General features: G+C 36.8%; 19 protein-coding genes. 4 read left to right on the plus strand and 15 right to left on the minus strand.

Translation table 11 applies throughout. The annotated features are described in order from the left end of the window. Positions 1-5: 5 nt before the first annotated feature. The 4 genes from FHL06_RS00745 to FHL06_RS00760 all read right to left on the minus strand — a co-directional run bounded on the left by FHL06_RS00745 (position 6) and on the right by FHL06_RS00760 (position 4,563). On the minus strand, positions 6-1,301 hold the full coding sequence (locus FHL06_RS00745) for a 2-oxo acid dehydrogenase subunit E2 (RefSeq protein ID WP_153384338.1): 1,296 nt from the start codon (positions 1,299-1,301) through the stop codon (positions 6-8). Between the two features lie 28 nt (positions 1,302-1,329). Further along, positions 1,330-2,307, minus strand: a complete 978-nt coding sequence (locus tag FHL06_RS00750) for an alpha-ketoacid dehydrogenase subunit beta (protein ID WP_153384339.1) — start codon at positions 2,305-2,307, stop codon at positions 1,330-1,332. 2 nt (positions 2,308-2,309) lie between these two features. Continuing rightward, on the minus strand, positions 2,310-3,413 hold the full coding sequence (locus FHL06_RS00755; protein ID WP_153384340.1) for a thiamine pyrophosphate-dependent dehydrogenase E1 component subunit alpha: 1,104 nt from the start codon (positions 3,411-3,413) through the stop codon (positions 2,310-2,312). Positions 3,414-3,564: 151 nt separating this feature from the next. Further along, positions 3,565-4,563: a D-2-hydroxyacid dehydrogenase gene (locus FHL06_RS00760; RefSeq protein ID WP_153384443.1), complete on the minus strand. Its 999-nt coding sequence runs from the start codon at positions 4,561-4,563 to the stop codon at positions 3,565-3,567. Between the two features lie 247 nt (positions 4,564-4,810). On the opposite strand from FHL06_RS00760, the gene def reads away from it, so the two are divergent. The 4 genes from def to FHL06_RS00780 all read left to right on the plus strand — a co-directional run bounded on the left by def (position 4,811) and on the right by FHL06_RS00780 (position 8,433). Then, positions 4,811-5,371, plus strand: a complete 561-nt coding sequence (def, locus tag FHL06_RS00765) for a peptide deformylase (protein ID WP_153384341.1) — start codon at positions 4,811-4,813, stop codon at positions 5,369-5,371. Positions 5,372-5,507: 136 nt separating this feature from the next. After that, the gene (locus tag FHL06_RS00770; RefSeq protein WP_153384342.1) at positions 5,508-5,720 is read left to right on the plus strand and encodes a DNA-directed RNA polymerase subunit epsilon; all 213 of its coding nucleotides are present in this window, start codon (positions 5,508-5,510) and stop codon (positions 5,718-5,720) included. Between the two features lie 3 nt (positions 5,721-5,723). Further along, on the plus strand, positions 5,724-7,415 hold the full coding sequence (gene rnjA, locus FHL06_RS00775) for a ribonuclease J1 (RefSeq protein WP_153384343.1): 1,692 nt from the start codon (positions 5,724-5,726) through the stop codon (positions 7,413-7,415). A gap of 73 nt (positions 7,416-7,488) precedes the next feature. Beyond that, positions 7,489-8,433, plus strand: coding sequence for a diacylglycerol/lipid kinase family protein (locus tag FHL06_RS00780; protein WP_153384344.1), 945 nt, complete (start codon positions 7,489-7,491; stop codon positions 8,431-8,433). Positions 8,434-8,484: 51 nt separating this feature from the next. Here the strand turns inward: FHL06_RS00780 and recD2 are convergent, their stop codons facing one another. The 11 genes from recD2 to FHL06_RS00835 form a co-directional block, all read right to left on the minus strand. Beyond that, complete coding sequence (gene recD2, locus FHL06_RS00785; protein ID WP_153384345.1) at positions 8,485-10,872, minus strand: SF1B family DNA helicase RecD2; 2,388 nt, start codon at positions 10,870-10,872, stop codon at positions 8,485-8,487. Further along, a complete protein-coding gene (locus FHL06_RS00790; protein WP_153384346.1) occupies positions 10,859-11,527 on the minus strand; it encodes a tetratricopeptide repeat protein in 669 nt (222 codons plus the stop codon). Before FHL06_RS00790 ends, recD2 begins: the two co-directional genes overlap by 14 nt. A gap of 8 nt (positions 11,528-11,535) precedes the next feature. Next, complete coding sequence (locus tag FHL06_RS00795) at positions 11,536-12,186, minus strand: histidine phosphatase family protein (RefSeq protein WP_153384347.1); 651 nt, start codon at positions 12,184-12,186, stop codon at positions 11,536-11,538. Positions 12,187-12,359: 173 nt separating this feature from the next. Further along, the gene (gene mnmA / locus FHL06_RS00800; RefSeq protein WP_153384348.1) at positions 12,360-13,478 is read right to left on the minus strand and encodes a tRNA 2-thiouridine(34) synthase MnmA; all 1,119 of its coding nucleotides are present in this window, start codon (positions 13,476-13,478) and stop codon (positions 12,360-12,362) included. Between the two features lie 15 nt (positions 13,479-13,493). After that, the gene (locus FHL06_RS00805) at positions 13,494-13,829 is read right to left on the minus strand and encodes a hypothetical protein (RefSeq protein ID WP_153384349.1); all 336 of its coding nucleotides are present in this window, start codon (positions 13,827-13,829) and stop codon (positions 13,494-13,496) included. A 56-nt stretch (positions 13,830-13,885) separates the two neighbouring features. Then, entirely contained in the window at positions 13,886-15,034 is a 1,149-nt protein-coding gene (locus FHL06_RS00810; RefSeq protein ID WP_337692507.1) for a cysteine desulfurase family protein, read from the minus strand. A 12-nt stretch (positions 15,035-15,046) separates the two neighbouring features. Then, a complete protein-coding gene (locus FHL06_RS00815; RefSeq protein WP_153384350.1) occupies positions 15,047-15,736 on the minus strand; it encodes a 5'-methylthioadenosine/adenosylhomocysteine nucleosidase in 690 nt (229 codons plus the stop codon). Positions 15,737-15,748: 12 nt separating this feature from the next. After that, the gene (locus FHL06_RS00820; protein WP_153384351.1) at positions 15,749-16,036 is read right to left on the minus strand and encodes a hypothetical protein; all 288 of its coding nucleotides are present in this window, start codon (positions 16,034-16,036) and stop codon (positions 15,749-15,751) included. Then, positions 16,037-16,606 carry an NUDIX hydrolase gene (locus FHL06_RS00825; RefSeq protein WP_153384352.1) on the minus strand — a complete coding sequence of 190 codons (570 nt, stop codon included), beginning with the start codon at positions 16,604-16,606 and terminating at the stop codon, positions 16,037-16,039. Continuing rightward, on the minus strand, positions 16,599-18,020 hold the full coding sequence (locus tag FHL06_RS00830; protein ID WP_153384353.1) for an MFS transporter: 1,422 nt from the start codon (positions 18,018-18,020) through the stop codon (positions 16,599-16,601). Before FHL06_RS00830 ends, FHL06_RS00825 begins: the two co-directional genes overlap by 8 nt. A gap of 39 nt (positions 18,021-18,059) precedes the next feature. Continuing rightward, a complete protein-coding gene (locus FHL06_RS00835) occupies positions 18,060-18,275 on the minus strand; it encodes a cold-shock protein (protein ID WP_153384354.1) in 216 nt (71 codons plus the stop codon).

Below are 18,275 nucleotides of genomic sequence, written 5' to 3' on the forward strand. Positions count from 1 at the left end.
TTAAATTAGCCCTCCATTAATAACATATCTGGATCATGCAACAATTTCTTCAAGAGGTTCAATGCATTTTGTGCCAAAGCTCCATCAATTAATCTGTGATCGTAACTTAATGAAAGTTTCAACATTCTTCCTACTTGAATATTGCCATCATCGTCAACATAAGGTTCTTTAGCAATCTTACCAACACCTAGAATTGCAACTTCTGGATAGTTGATAACTGGTGTAAACCAGCCACCACCAATTGAACCAACGTTACTGATAGTAATTGAACCACCAGACATTTTATCGGCACTAACTTTATTATCATAAGCAGCTTGTGAATTTTCACTGATTTCCTTGGCAATTTCAAACATTCCCTTGGAATCAACATTCTTAACATTTGGAACGTACAATCCATGCTCAGTGTTTGTCGCAATTCCAATATTGTAGTAATGCTTATAAACGATTTCATCAGTTGAATCATCAATTGAGGCATTCAATTCTGGATATTCTTTCATAACCGCTACCAATGCTTTTGCGATATAAGGCAAGAAGGTCAAGTGAATTCCTTTATCTGCAGCTAAAGCCTTATACTTCTTACGGTTTGCCATCAAAGCGCTTACTTCAACGTCATCAAAACTCGTTACATGTGGAGCTGTGTGTTTACTATTGAGCATTGCTTTTGCAATTGCTTTTCTAGTCATAGACATCTTTTCACGTGTTTCAAGTTCAGGCGTTGCTGACTTGTAAGGCGTGATTGGTTGAGCAGCAGGTGCACTAGTTTGTGCTTGTGCCTTTCCTGGTTGTGTTGCACTTGCAGGATTTCCACTCTTGAAGCTATCAACATCAGTCTTCGTGATTTGACCATGTTTACCACTTGGAGTTACTTGAGATAAATCAACATTTTGGTCACGAGCATACTGACGAACAGAAGGCATTGCTAAGTAATCGCTATTAGCTGAGCCTGTTGCCGGTGCACTCGAAGCAGGTGCTTTTTCTTTAGATTCATCAGCCTTTTTATCTTCTGACTTATCTTCAGATTTGTCTTCTTTCTTTGGAGCCTCATCATCTCCAGTATCTGGCGAACCATCATCAATGACGATCAAAGTATCGCCAACTTCAACTGTGTCTCCCTCTTGAGCAACAATTTGCTTAACAGTACCGGCAACAGGAGAAGGCAACTCTTCAACAGATTTATCATTTTGAATTTCTACTAAAGAGTCATCTTCTTTAACGGTGTCTCCTTCTTTTACTAACCAGCTAGAAACTTCACCTTCAGCCATACCTTCGCCAAGTTCAGGTAGTTTAAATTTGTATGCCATAGTTGTTTTCCCTTCCTTCGATTACTTACTAGTAGTTAAGAATTTCATTTACTTTTTCTTCAATTTCTTTAGCACGTGGAATCCAAATATCTTCACCCAATGCAAATGGATAAACACTATTTGGAGCGGCAACTCTACCAATTGGTGCATCGAGAGAAAGAATAGCATCTTCGGCAATAGCTGAGGCAACTTGTGCTCCAACACCAGCCATTTTTTGTGCTTCTTGAACAATTACAACTTTGTGAGTCTTTTGAATAGATTTAAAGATCGTATCTGTATCAATTGGTGAAACTGTTCTAAGATCGATAACTTCAGCTGAAATATTCTTTTCAGCCAATGTGTCAGCAACTTTTAATGCTTCATTGACTTCGGCACCGTAAGCTACGATTGTAATATCATTTCCTTCACGAGAAACATTAGCTTTATCTAAAGGAACCGTATATTTCCCATCAGGAATGTCATCTTTCATGGAACGATATAATTTTAAGTTTTCCAAAAATAGTACAGGATCATTATTTTCAACAGATGAAATCAACAATCCCTTAGCATCATATGGATTACTTGGCATAACAACTCTTAATCCTGGAACGCCTGTGAAAAAGTTTTCCAAGTTATCAGCGTGCATTTCAGCAGTGTGAGTACCACCACCATAAGGAGTCCGAATCGTTACCGGTGCATTCTTTAGGCCATTGAATCTAAAGCGCATCCGTGATAATTGGCCAGCAATTTGGTCGACAGCTTCAAAAGAGAAGCCCATAAATTGGATTTCTGGAAGAGGACGCCAACCAGTTAAACCTAAACCAGTTGCAAGTCCTAAAATACCAGATTCAGCTAATGGAGTATCGAAGACACGGTCTTCACCGTATTTTTCTTGAAGGCCTTGTGTAGTTCTGAAAACACCACCATTTTTACCAACATCTTCACCGAAGATCAATGTTTTTGGATCATCTTCAAGAACAATGTCTAAGGCGTCTGTAATTGCTTGAATATAAGTTTTCTTAGCCATTTTTACTTCGACTCCTTTGCTTCAAATTTATCGATTTCTTTCTTCATTTCTGGAGTTGGAATTTCAAAAGTACGTTTCAACATATCAGAAACTTTATCAGCAGGAGCGGCATCTGCTTCTTTAATTGCTTCTTTAAATGATGCTTTATATTCATCGACTAATTTATCTTCTTGATCCTCTGACCAAAGTCCTTTATCTTCAAGAACTTTTCTCAAACGAATCAATGGATCTTTGTCGAACCAAGGTTGTTCTTCTTCCTTAGTTCTGTAACGTTTAGGATCATCACCCGCACTTGAGTGAGCACCAAAACGATATGTTAAAGTTTCAATCAAAACTGGTCCATTGCCAGCTACCATATAATCACGAGCAGCTTTAGCAACAGAATAACAAGCTAAAATATCCATTCCGTCTACTTGAATACTAGGAATTCCTGCAGCTACAGCCTTTTGGGCTAATGTAGGAGCAGCAGTTTGCTTAGCACGAGGAGTTGAAATGGCAAAGCCATTATCTTGAACGATAAAGAGAACTGGTGCTTGATAAGCTCCGGCAAAGTTCATACCTTCATAACTATCACCTTGAGAAGTACCACCATCACCTGTATAAGTGAATGCAATCGTATCTTCTTCTTTATTCTTCTTAATTCCAAGTCCAACACCAGCAGCTTCAACGTATGCAGCACCGATAATAATTTGAGGCATCATTGAACGTGCCTTAAATTCATTTCCAAGCACATGACCACGTGACCAAAGATAAGCTTCAGTAACAGTTGCTCCATGTTGAATCAATTGTGGGACATCACGATAAGCTGGTAATAAATAATCTTGCTTCTTCATTGCTAGAACAGTTCCCATCTCGGAAGCTTCTTCACCTTCAGTCGGAGCATAAAATCCCATGCGACCTTGACGTGAGAAGTTCATTGTCTGTTCATGTAGTGCACGTTCCCATACCATCTTTTTCATAAATTCAACTAAATCATCATCAGAAAAAGAATCAAAGACTTCTTGATCTGTAATTTCAGCATTTTCATTTAAAACTTGAATGGGTTTTGAAACATTTGATAAATTATTTTTAATTGCCTCAAAATCAACAATTGGTTTACTTGCCATTCTCCACAGTCCTTTCATAAAAAACTCAATCCCTTGTGAAACTTGTAAGGGCTTTCATATATTTTTAGTTTAACATTGATCCAACAAAAAACAAGAGGTTCCGGCTTTTCGGAAACAACTTTTTTTAGTCTAAATATTGTGAAAAATATAACTATTTCTCTAAATTAATTTCATTTTCAGATTTGCCATTTTTAATTTCATCAACCATCGAATTCAATGAAATAGTAGCCATATTCTTAACCGCTTTCGTTGTGTAAAAAGCAATATGTGGTGTCAAAATGAATTTTGGACTTTTAACTACTTTTTCAAGTAATTTATCATCTAATTCTTGACCATTTAAATCATTGTTGAAGACTCCAACTTCGTTTTCATAGACATCTAAAACGGCACCATAAAGCTTTCCATCAACAACGGCATCGTACAAATCTTCAGTATTGATCAAATCTCCACGAGCAGTATTAACCACAATCGCATTATCTTTCATTTCCGAAATTGAGTCTTTGTTAATCAAAGTGTGACCCTTACCAAGGCTTGGAATATGCAATGTTACGACATCTGATTTCTTGAGAAGTTCATCTAGACTGTCCACATACAAGCCTTGTTTTTCAATTTCAGGATTGTGAAATTTGTCATAAGCAATGATTTTTGCACCAAATCCTTGATAAATTTTCATGGCTGCACGACCGATACGACCAGTTCCTGCTACACCAACTGTCAATTGATTCAATTCGCGACCGATATCAGGTGCCCATGTAAAGTCGTGATCATCGACTTTTCTAATCATATGCTTTAAATTGCGTAAAAGAGCCATCAAACCAGTTACTGAATATTCAGCTATTGCCTCTGGTGAATAACTTGGTACATTAGTTAAACGAATTTGATTCTTCTTTAGAGCTTCAAAAGGAACATTATCGACACCGACATTTCGAAGTGAAAGTACATGAATCCCGAACTCATTCATCGTGTCAAAGATTTTTTCATCATAAGGTAGTTGTTGATAAGCTACGATTCCATCAAAACCTTTGGCCATTTGAACTGTTTCTGGGGTCAAAAGATCTGTCACAATCTTGACCTCAATTCCATTTTCTTTAGACCATTCTTCAATATATGGCTTCTCATCTGACCGAACGCCATAATCAATTAACTTCATCATAAAAGACCTCCGCTGTTATATTTTATGTAACCCTATTGAAATCGGTAACATATACAACTAATATTTTATCATTCTCAAGTTTAATATCCCAAGGATATCTGTCGATAATCTCATCGAAATGAATGGTAACGTTTTCTTTAATTAAAATGGTAAAAAGTTTTTCAATTACTTCTATTTTTAGAGAAAAATAATCTATAATGAATATACTAAGGTATTTTGTACAATTAAACATTTGGAGGAAACTATGTATTTTATGAAAGATATCGTCCGTGATGGCGATCCTGTTTTAAGAAAAGTTGGAACCAAAGTTAAATTTCCACTAAGTGAAGACGACAAGAATTTAGCTGCCAATATGATGGAGTATCTCGTTAAGAGTCAAGATGAAGAATATGCTGAAAAACATCAATTAAGAGCTGGCGTCGGTTTAGCTGCACCTCAAGTTGGAGTTTCCGAAATGATGGCTTCTGTTCTCGTACCAAACGATGACGAACCTGACAAGCCACTCCTAAAAATCACTTTGATCAATCCAGTAATCGTTAGAAATTCAGTTCAACGTGCTGCTTTGTCTGAAGGTGAAGGCTGTTTATCAGTTGATAAAGATGTTCCTGGATTCGTTCCCAGAGCTGACCGTATTACTATTAAATATGATGATTTTGAAGGAAACTCACAAACGCTTCGCGTTAAGGGCTACCCCGCTATCGTTTGCCAACACGAAATCGACCACTTAAATGGCCACTTATACTACGATAAGATCGATAAGAAAGAACCATTTGAACTAGACCCAAGTACCGTCGTTATTTCTTAATTAAGTCCCTAAGTATACTTACCATTTCTATTATGGTAGAATTGTGCTATCTATTGATTAACGCACAAATGGACTGGAAAAAAACGTCAAATGAAACTGACCTGTTTCATTTAATTCGATTAAAGGAGAAATTATATTGATTTATAAAGTTTTATATCAAACAAGTGAAATAGATAACCCCCGTCGTGAATTTACACATTCACTCTATATGGACGCAGCTTCAAGCATCGAAGTTCGTCAAGCAGTCGAGGATAACACCGACTACGAAATTGAATTCATTCAGGAGCTCGACGAAAAACATCTCGAGTACGAAAAAAAGAATCCTGACTTTAAATTGACGGAGTTTTAATTAATGTCCTTTAAAGTAAAAAATAATGAAGTTGCCGTTTTCGCCATCGGGGGCCTTGGCGAAATCGGTAAAAATATGTATGGAGTTCAATATCAAGATGAACTAATTGTCATCGATGCCGGAATTAAGTTTCCTGAAGATGAACTCCTCGGAATTGACTACGTCATTTCTGATTATAGCTACTTAGTAGAAAACAAAGATAAGATCAAGGGATTGTTCATTACCCATGGTCACGAAGATCACATTGGTGGTATTCCTTATCTTCTAAAACAGCTTCCAAATATACCTGTCTATGCCGGTCCATTAGCTTGTGCATTAATTAAAGGTAAATTGGAAGAACATGGTTTACTAAGAACTACTGAATTACATGTTCTACATGAAGACGATGTGATTAAGTTCCCTAAGACAAGTGTTTCATTCTTTAGAACTACTCACTCAATTCCTGATACTTTGGGAATTGCAGTTCACACTCCTCAAGGAATCATCGTTGAAACAGGAGATTTCAAATTCGATTTGACTCCTGTTGCAGGTTTGCCATCACCTAACCTTCAAAAAATGGCTGCCTTAGGTCAAAAAGGTGTTTTATGTTTACTATCTGATAGTACAAATGCGGAAATTCCAACTTTTTCTAAATCAGAACGTTCAGTTGGTTTAACGATTCACCAAATATTTGAAACTATTAGCGGCAGAATCATTTTTGCTACTTTCGCTTCAAATATTTATCGTATTTCGCAAGCTGTTGATGCAGCAATTCAACAAGGTCGTAAAATTGCTGTCTTTGGTCGAAGCATGGAACAAGCAATTGAAAATGGTCGTGAACTAGGCTATTTGAATATCACTGATGATATGTTGATTGATCCTCATGCTTTGAATAAGACGCCCGCAAGCGAAACTTTGATTCTTTGTACTGGTTCACAAGGTGAACCCTTAGCTGCCTTGAGTCGAATTGCTAACGGAACTCACAGACAAATCACAATTCAACCAGGAGATACCGTTATTTTCTCAAGTAACCCTATTCCTGGTAACACGATCAGTGTTAACCACTTGATCAACCAACTTTCAGAAGCTGGAGCTGAAGTTATTCACGGTAAAGTTAATAACATCCACGCTTCTGGACATGGTGGTCAAGAGGAACAAGAATTGATGCTTCGTTTGATGAAACCTAAGTTCTTCATGCCAATTCACGGTGAATACAGAATGTTAAAGATTCATACTGAATTAGCAGAGCTTTGCGATGTACCTCAAGACCACTCTTTCCTTTTGGAAAACGGTGATGTCTTGGCACTAACAAAGGATAGCGCGCATGTTGCTGGTCACTTCCCTGCTGGAGATGTTTACGTCGATGGTAAGGGTGTTGGTGATATTGGGAATGTTGTTATCCACGATCGCCAAGTTCTTTCAGAAGAAGGAATGGTCGTCGTTGTTGCAACAATTGATTATCAAAAACACATCGTTTTAGCCGGTCCTGATATCCTTTCTCGTGGTTTCGTCTATATGCGTGAATCAGGTGAATTGATCAATCATGCTCAAAAACGTGTCTTCCACTTAATCAAGAATGCTTTTGATGACGAAGATACAAAAGTCACTGAAGCCGTCTTAAAACGTGTCATTATTGAAGGATTGCAAGAATTCTTGTACAAACGTACAGCTAGAAACCCTGTGATTTTACCAATGCTAATTGGAACTTCAATTTAAAAAGTAATTTATAGAAATTCAATCTAAAGTAGATCAATTGATCTACTTTTTTTATTTAAAGGGTAGCAAGCAAATGGAAAAAGAAAAAATCGAGATAATTTTAAATCATTATGCCGGCAATGGTCTTGCTCAAAAAGCCAGTGATAAGGTGACAAATTTTTTAGCCAAAAATAAAATCCCTTATGAGATTCACGCGACAAAAAAAGATGGCGATGCAATTCGGATTGCTAAAGAAATAGCCAATTTAAATCTCAAAAGGACAAAATTAGTCGTTATCGGTGGCGATGGCACGCTGAATCAAGCCCTTAATGGCGTTAAATCATCAGATTATCCTAATACGCCTTTAGGTTATATTCCTGGAGGTTCTGGAAATGACTTCTGTCGTGGTATTCAATTAAAAATCAAAAATCCCGTTATACTGATTCAAGCAATTCTTTCCATGAAACAGCCACGGATGATCGATGTTGGAAAAGCAGTTAATGAAATGGGAACTCATTACTTCATCAATAATATCGGCATTGGTTTTGATGCCAGTACAGTCTATTACACCAATCACTCCGAGCGTAAAGAATTTCTCAATAGCTTGCATCTGGGAACTTTGTCATACTTCACGAATCTTTTAAAAGTAATCAAGAGACAAAAAGCTTTTAAATTAGATGTCGATGAACAACAAAAAAAGCATTTTGACAATGCTTATATTGTTGTTGCTACCAATCATCCCTATTTTGGCGGTGGCTTTGCCATCGATCCTAGTGCCACGCCTTTTAATCACAAACTAAACTTAGTCGTTGTTAAAAAAATTACCGGCATGACATTTGTAAAATTATTTACTAAATTGCTAACGAATGGCTCACATTTGCAAGATAAAAATGTTTGGCATATTGAATCAACTAATTTTCGCTTACAAAATCATCCTCAACAGCATGGACAAATGGATGGTGAAGAATTAGGTCAACATGACTTTGATTTTGACTTTTCCATCAATCAACATCAATTCTGGCTACCTGTAAAAAATTAAAGACACCAAAAAGAGATAGAATTCCAATTTCTGGAAATCCTATCTCTTTTTTTACTTATTTTGAATTGTTAAAAAATCGCTTGGTTTAGTATCTCCCATGCCAATCATAGGATCAATTGAATTATTCATGACCATATCAAGCGTCAGGCGATAATCCTTGGGCTTTGTTTCTTCCTCAACCTGTGCTTCTTTTGATTTTGGTTGCTTAATCTTAAATGTTACAAAGATTCTTTCCTTAAGAGTCGTTTTCCGATCGCTTGATTGATCTCTAATCGAACGTTCAAAAGCACTTCTGTCTCCTACCATAATCAAGAGTCGTTTTGCTCTTGTAACGGCGGTATAAAGTAAATTCCGACGCAGCATGCGTGACTCTTCATTAACTAATGGCAGGATAACCATTTCAAATTCTGAACCTTGAGATTTATGTATCGAAGTACAATAAGCCAAAGTAATATTGATCCAATCTTTACGATCCAAAGTGACTTCATTGCCATCAAAATCAATAATCAGCTTATCCACTTTATCAGTATTTTCCTTAGCTAACAAAATCCCAATAATCTTGCCAATTTCACCATTAAAAACATTATCTTCCGGCGAATTGACTAAATAAACGACTTTATCGTTGATACGATATTTGGTATTACCCATCGAAACCTCTTTACGTTTAGGTTTCATCGGATTAAGCACGTTTTGAATGACAAAATTCAAATTGTCGATTCCTGCTTGCCCACGATACATCGGAGCTAACACTTGGACATCTTCAATATCAAAGCCACGTTCATTTGATTTACTGATTATTTGTGACAAAACATTGGGAACATCTCGACTGGTACAGCCAATAAAACTTCGATCAGATCTATTTTCAAAAATACCATCGACAATCACGCCTTCATTGATATCATGGGCCAACTGAATAATGGTCGAATCTTCATCTTGACGATGAATATTTTTTAAAATCGTCGTTGGAAAAGCTTGGCTGTTGATCAAATCGGAAAAGACTTGACCTGGACCAACTGATGGCAACTGATCTTGATCCCCTACTAAAACGACTTGCGTTCCTGGTTGAACGGCTTCAATCAATAATTTAAACAATTTCGTATCGACCATCGACATTTCATCGATTATCAGCAACTTGCAATCCAAACTAGGTTCAGCAAACTCATCATCTTCAGTTCCAGTTAATCCTAGAAGCCTGTGAATCGTTTTTGCGGGCAATCCGGTAGATTCACCCATATGTTTTGCTGCACGTCCTGTAGGAGCTGCTAGAGCAATTGCATAATCATCTGAAGCTGGATCTAAAGTTTCATCATTTAATTTTCCATAGGCAGCCACAATGGCATTGATAATCGTTGTTTTCCCGGTTCCCGGACCACCAGTTAATAGAAAAATCGGATGGGTCAATGATTGTTCAATGGCTTTTTGTTGTGAAGCGTCATATTCAACGTCAAAGTCTTTTTCAATTTTCTTTAATTCTTTTTTTAAAGCATGTTTCGTCCACGAAACGCCTTTGAAAGTATCGGTAATCATCTTGAGCGATTGAGAAATTGACCATTCACTGTCGGACAAATCTTTTTGATAAACATTGCCATCTTCGACTAATAGGACTCCATCTTTAACCAAGTTTTTCAAGCCATCGACTAATTTCTTATCTAAATCTGGCGTTGAACTAGTCCTTAACACGCCACTAACGCGACGAATCAATTCATTTCCATCGACGTAAGTATCGCCAGTTTCATTGATTAAAGAACTGACCATCTGAATCATAGCTCCCTTGATTCTGCGAGGATCATCGCCGGTGATTCCCAAACGTTTGGCCAATTCGTCAGCTCGTTTGAACCCGACTCCCTTAACGTCTATGACTAATTGGTAAGGATCGTCATTGATTTTCTCCATCGTTTGAACGCCATATTTTTGATAGATTCGTGCACTTAAGGTTGGACCAAAGCCAAAATTATTCAATTGGTAAAGAGCCTGTTCAGTTTGATGGTTACTTGATATCTGTTCAACAATTTGTTGAGTCTTATCTTCACCTAATTTCAAAAAATCCAAAGCATGAGGATCTTTGATAATTTTATCGATAGCATTTTCGCCTAATTCATCAACGATTTTTTCAGCTTTTTTCTTCCCAATTCCTGGAAATTCATCACTTGAGAAAAAATTGATCAATTCTTTACGACCACTGGGACGACTTCTCTTATAAGTCGTTGCTTGAAATTGTTTCCCATACTTAGGATGATCAACGATTTTACCCTCGAATCGATATTCTTCTTCTTCAGAGATTTCGCCAAAACTACCTGTTACAACAATATCTTTGGCATCCCAATCAGTATTGGTCTTTTTGATTTTAATCGTAAAAATTTTATAGAGATTTTCTGGATTTTCAAAAAAAATGGCTTTGACAGTGCCCAAGAAATAAGGTTTCTCGTTACTTTCCGTCATCGCTATCTCCTTGTTGTTTAATAAATTCTTGCAAATCAGCTAATTTCTTTTCGTTCTTCAAATAATAATCCTTGTCTAAATCTTTAGCTTGATTTAAGTAATCCTGGTAATCTTCTTTAAGGTTCATGGCACACAAAGCCATATTGAAGTAGTGTTTGGCCTGTGGCTTAATTTTATTAGCTTGTTGGTAGAATCGCTTTGATTCTTCAAAATTGCCGTTAGCAAGCAATAAATCGGCTAATAACTCATTAGCTGGCAAATCCTTGGGCGCTTTTTCAGTAGCCGTTAAAGCATACATAATCGCTAATTGCCGTTTTCCCTGCTGATCTAAAGTTTTGGCCATCATAAAGTAAGCCTCAAAGGCATAATTATCATCGACTAATTTTTGAAAAATTTGGTTAGCTTTATCATATTTATCGGCAAGATAATAAACATTTCCCAAATTGTAGAGCAAGTCTTGATTATCCTTAAACATTTCTAACGAACGCGCTAATAGTTCTTCAGCTTGCTCTAAGTCACCAGACTGAACTAAATAAGTCGATAATTGCAAGATTTCTGGCAACTGCTTCGGATTTTTATTCAGGTCGCTCACTAATAAGTGGACGGCTTTTTCCTTTTCGCCCTGCTTAAATAATTGTTCTGCTTGTTTGTTCATGTAATACCTCAAATTGTATCTGAACTGTCCAACTTCTTATTCAGATAACCTGTTTCATTCCATTTTATTAATTTAAACTTACCATCATTATATTGTAAATGAGTCAAACTAGTATTTGAAAGACCGCCATCTTTTCTAATATCGGCAATATCTGTCCCTAATAACGATTGAATCAAAGTTACCAAAGCAGCTCCGTGACTGACGATTACGACGCTTCCTGAAGCCTGATTTTCGTCAACAATTCTTTTGACAGCTCCAGTAGTTCTTTTAGCAACTTCCTCAAATGATTCTCCGCGAATTAAATCAGAATCATAATCACAAGGTTGATTTCTGAAGGCATAGATGACTCCGGGAATTTCATTTTCTAATTCGGAAAATTTTCGACCTTCCATGATACCTAAATCGAATTCACGCAAGTCATCAACAATTGACAACGGAATTTGGCGATTCATATCTTCGATTAAAGTTTCTGCTGTTACTTTTGCACGAGGCAATGGACTGGCGTACATGTGATCGATTTTCGTTTCTTGCAAACGTTTAGCTAATAAACTGATATCATTCATACTTTCTGACAACAAAGGCGAATCGCCATGTCCTCCTTGATACTTGCCCTCAAGATTCCATTGGGTCTTTCCATGTCTGATAAAATACAATTCCATTTTTTCTCTCACCTTACAAAGTTAATTACTTATAATTATGAGTTTTTTGTCTTATTTTTTCAACCTTTGACTCATCTTTACAGAAAATTAAACCTTCAGATACTAAAAAAGACTTTAAGTAAGTAATCCTTACTTAAAGTCCCTGTTGAATTTAGTTTAGTTATTTTATTTCATTAAATGTATTGCAACTTCTTTTCTGCCATGTAAGCAGCATCGATAGTTGCTCCACCCAAGCACTCCTCGCCATCATAGAAGACAACCTCTTGCCCAGGCGTGATAGCACGAACTGGGTTATCGAACTCAACATTGACCTTGCCGCCACCTAAAACGTGAACAGTAACGCCAGTATCTTGTTGACGATATCTAAACTTAGCTGTGGCATGGAAAGTATCACCATAATCTAAGCCAGTGATGAATGAAAGATCTGATGCATCCAAGTGGTCAGCGTAAAGTGCAGGATTGTCATATCCTTGGTCGACATAGAGAATATTCTTGCTCATGTCCTTACCAACAACGAACCAAGGCTCGTTTGACTTACCATTTCCACCGATTCCAAGACCTGATCTTTGACCGATCGTGTAGTACATCAAACCAGCATGCTTACCCTTAACAACGCCATCAGGTGTCATCATAGTACCAGCTTGGGCAGGCAAGAACTCACCCAAGAACTTACGGAAGTTTCTCTCACCGATGAAACATACACCAGTTGAGTCCTTCTTCTTAGCAGTAGCGAGTCCAGCTTCCTCAGCAATACGACGAACTTCTGACTTTTGCATTCCACCAATTGGGAAAATAGCCTTTTGAAGCTGGTCTTGTTGAACAGTACTCAAGAAGTATGTTTGGTCCTTGTTAGCATCGCCACCACGTAATAGGTGAACCACACCGTTATCGTCACGGAATGATTGTGCATAGTGACCCATAGCGATGTAATCAGCATTCAACTTGTTTGCATAATCAAGGAATGCCTTGAACTTAACCTCTTTGTTACACATAACGTCAGGGTTTGGAGTTCTACCCTTACGATATTCATCTAAGAAATACTCGAAAACACGGTCCCAGTACTCCTTCTCAAAATTAACTGAATAGTAAGGAATACCAATCTTATTAGCAACCTTAGCTACATCCTCATAGTCTTCTGTGGCAGTACATACGCCAGAGTCATCAGAATCATCCCAATTCTTCATGAAGACACCGATAACGTCATAGCCTTGTTGTTTCAAAAGAAGTGCACTTACTGACGAGTCAACGCCACCACTCATTCCAACTACTACACGCTTCTTCTTATTATCCATTTTAAAAACCTCATTTTATTTAACTAATACGTTTTTTTCTTTTAAAAAGTTCATTAAGTATCGATAGTCACTGACCTCTTTATCAGTGTCTTTAACCTTGAACATATTTATATTGTGCATCCCGCTTTTATCTGTGATCGACAATTTTAAATCATCTAAATCCTTATTTACAGTAGCACGCAAATAATATCTAGCTGCGTATGGAGACGATCCATTAATAGGATGTTCCAAACGGAAGCTTCCTTTATTTGTTTCAATAAATCCACTGTCTAAAAGTGAATATTTTTTCAAATCAGGGTTCAATTCATAAACTTCCTGATCCCCTTGTACTTGAGCTTGTCGTTTATCCATTTCAATCATCCCTTATAAATTAATTATCTATTAATTACAAGTTTGAATAAAATCAACTAATTAGTCAAGTCGCGAACGATTTCAGCTATCTTTTTGGCGAGTTTGACAACATCTTCTTCAGTGTTGTCTTTACCAAAACTGATTCGCACTGAATCTTGAATTTTTGGACTGTCTTCACCAAACATGGCGATTAAAACATGCGATGGTTCAAGGCTTCCAGCTGTACATGCTGAACCACCCGAAATAGCAAAGCCTTCTAAGTCTAGTCTTGTCAACAAGACGCCACGATCAATTCCTGGTAAATACAAATTCATCACATGGTTCAAAGCTTTACTATCATTTGGTCCATTAACGCCAAATTCAATTTTTTCTTGAGTTAAAACTTCTTGAATTTTTTGTTTAAAACCAAAATAACGTGCTTGACGTTCTCGTTTAACTTCTGGAGTAATCAATTTTACAGCTTGAGCAAAACCAGCAATAGCAGGGACATTTTCTGTTCCCGCACGCCGTTTTGTCTCTTGGTCTCCACCTTTAATAAATGAAGGAATATGAATCTTGTCATTTATGTAAAGGAAGCCGATAAATTTAGGACCATTAATCTTATGGGCGGAAGTTGATAACATATCAATATGTTCAGCTTTAACATCAATGTCTTCCATTCCAAATGCTTGAACAGCATCGGTGTGGAAAAAGGCATTGGAGTCTTTGACAACTTCACCAATTTCTTTAATTGGGTTCATTGAGCCAACTTCATTGTTTCCATACATAATCGACACGAGAATAGTATCGTCACGTAAGGCCTCTTTAACTTGTTGAGCTGTAACTTCACCGCGTTCATTAGGTTTCAAATAAGTTATTTCAAATCCTAATGATTCGAGATATGCCATTGGTTTCAAAATCGCTTCATGTTCAATGGCTGTTGTAATGATATGTTTTCCTAGTTTTTGTCTAGATAACGCTGTTTCAACGACAGCCGTATTATCGCTTTCAGTACCGCCACTAGTAAAGACGATTTCTGAGTCTTTAGCATTGATACTTTGAGCAATCGTGTGACGACTTTCATCTAAAACTTTTCGAGCTTGGCGTCCAAAATAATTGGTAGCTGATGCATTACCAAAATTATTCGCCATTTGATCGTGCATCACGTCGACTACAGATGTAGCCATTGGTGTGGTGGCAGCATTATCTAAATAAATATATGCCACAATAAATCCCCTCTATTCTTGGTCTAAAAAGTTCAGCAACATTGTTACTGATTTGCGTCCGGCTTGTAAAACAAATTCGTCAAAGTTTACGCTAGCATTTTCGTCGCCAACATCACTCATTGAACGAATAACAACGAATGGTGTTTTAAATTCAGTACAGACTTGAGCCACAGCTGCACCTTCCATTTCAGATGCCAAGGCATCTGGGAACGACCTTTTTATTGTAGCAATTTTTTCTTTTCCGTCAACAAATTGGTCTCCAGTGACAATTAAACCAACTTTTTCAGTCAAGCCAGTTCGTTCTGCAGCAGCAGCAATCTTCTTGACATAGTTAGGATCTGCTTGGAAATAGAGATCTTTTTGAGGAAGTTGTCCCACTTTATAGCCAAAACCAGTTGCATCGACATCATGGTAAGCCATCTTATCAGAAATAATGACATCTCCAATGTGAAGGCCTTCGCCAATACCGCCAGCTGATCCAGTATTTACCACAAGGTCAGGTTGATAACGATCATTGATCAAAGTTGCTGTCATACCAGCTTGAACTTTACCAATACCGCTTTGAGCCAAAAAGACATCATGATTTTTATATTTTCCAATTGTGAATTCAACACCAGCAACTGAATCTTTTTTGATATCAGTCAGTGATTCCTTCATCATTTGGATTTCTTCTTCCATAGGTACGATAACGCCAATTTTCATACTTTAACTCCTCTAAATAAAAAATAATATTAAAAATACCAAAATAATTAAGCCGAATACTGTAATGATGGCAATATTTAGCTTTTTTTTCAATCTATTTGTCTTAATTTCAAAAGATTGAATATTTTCTTGAATAGTTTGCTCAGGATGTTCTTGACGATATTCATTTTCAGAACGTTGTCTTTCCTGTTCACGAATTCTTTGTTGCTGAGCTTCCACTTGATCAGCTCGAACGACCGCTTGTGGTTGATTTGATTTTTTTACTTTTGAATTATAAAAGTTTTTAATTTTTGAAAACATTTATTTTTCCTTTGCTTGTAACAATTCCCAATAAGTAAGAGCATAGATTGTCTTTGAATCACAAATTGCACCCTTTTTAACTTGAGCTTTAGCTTCATCCAAGCTCAATTTTTCCACATCTAAAAATTCATCAGGATCAAGTGGACGTTTATTTTCAACCTTTTTTAAATTGGTTGCTTTAAACATTGTCAATTTCTCATTGGAATAACCGGGACTAGCAAAAAATGCCGTGACCTTTTCCAAACTATCAGTCGTCAAACCTAATTCCTCATTCATTTCACGTAGAGCAACTTCTTTTAAATCGCTACCTTCATCTGAATCGATTTTTCCGGCCGGAATCTCTAAAGTTTCCTGTTCAAGCGGTGAACGCCATTGTCTGACAAAAATCATCTTGCCATCGTCTGTAAATGGCATAATTCCTACGGCACCATGGTGTTGAACAATTTCACGAATATCAGATGCTCCATTGGGCAAAACGACTTGTTCGACATCGACATTAAAAATTTTACCGCCAAACATTCTTTTTTTAGCAATTACTTCCTCATAATATCTTGAATCTTCTTCACTCATTCTTTGACCCTCTTGACTTTATTAATCTAATAACGGACATAACGATTGCAATCAAACAGATAACAACTGCAAACGTCATTGTGGCATGCATTCCTTCAATGAAAATATCTGGACGACCATTGATATAAGTTGTCACAGATTTTCCATAAAACTTACTCATTGATAAGAATAAAATCGTTGTTGATAAGGAAACTCCAATTATCATACCTAAATTACGAGATAAGGTATTCAAACCACCGGCTATTCCTAAGTCGCGACTTTTAACTGAACTCATAATCATCGTATTGTTAGGTGCCTGGAAGAGTCCATTTCCTAAACCATTCAAACCAATGCACAATAAAATGAACCAAATGCCTGTATTTATATTAAAGAATAAATATCCTAATTGTGCAATTTCAATTACAGCTAAACCGACAATTGTCAAAATTATTGGATTGACCTTTGCTGATAGTTTACCAGAAATCGGCGCAACTACAACCTGCACCAGTGGAAATGCCATCAAGATATAACCAGCGCTAGAAGCTGCTATGCCAAGCGCATTCTCCAAATAAAATGGCGAAATCACATTGAAAAAGAAATTGGTTACAAAAATAAAGAAACCTGCAACTAATCCTAAAGTGAAATCATGATTCTTAAAAATCCGCAATTCAATCATAGGTTGTGCAACGGTCTTTTCAATTTTGAGGAAAATCCCTAAGAAAATTGCTGAAACAATAAAGGTTGCAATAATATAAATATTACTGAATCCAACTGCCTGACCGATAAAGATAGCACAGAACAATAAAACTAAAGTTACAAAATAAAGCAAAAAGCCTGCAACATCAAATTTTGTCGGATTGGTAACTTCTTTTTTAGGCAAATTGAAATAACCCAAAGTTAAAGCCACTAAGCCAATTGGAATATTGATCCAAAAAATATAGCTCCAGTGCAGCTGACCTAAAACTAAACCACCAATACCAGGACCAGCAATCGCCCCAATCGAGACAAATGAACCAATATATCCTAAAGCGTAACCTCGTTCGTGTGATGGGAATGTCTGAGTGATAATCCCATTATTAGTTGCCATAGCCATTGAAGCACCCATTGCCTGAATAACACGACCAAGCAATAACATCCATAAATTAATACTTAGTCCACAAATAACTGAACCAATGATAAATAATATGGAACCGCATTTAAAAACTTTTATTTTCCCGATTGAATCGGCAATTTTTCCAAACATCAATAAAAAGATACAAATAGTAACTAAGTAAATTGATACGACCCATTCGGCCATATTCATTTGAATATTCAAATCTTTACTAATAACTGGCAGAGCAATATTTACGATTGACCCATCAAGAGTCGACATCAAGGTAAAAATACCGACCGAAATTAAAACCATCCATCTTTTTGGATTTACTTGCTCATTCATTTTTTCACCATTTTCTCTTATCAAAGAAAAAAGAAAGCACTATTCAGCACTTTCCTCATCTTTAATATTAATATTAACTGCTTGTGGACCCTTATAACCTGGTGCTAATTCAAACGTCGTCTCAAGTCCTTCTTTAATATAAAAGTCCTCTCGATTAAGAATTGAATCCGCAAAAAAGAAAATATCTTCTTCACCATTATTTATAAAGCCGAAGCCGCGGTTTTTATTAAACCTAACTATTTTTCCTGTGAACAT

The organism is Companilactobacillus halodurans (genome assembly GCF_009600985.1).
Classification (GTDB): Bacteria; Bacillota; Bacilli; order Lactobacillales; family Lactobacillaceae; genus Companilactobacillus; species Companilactobacillus halodurans.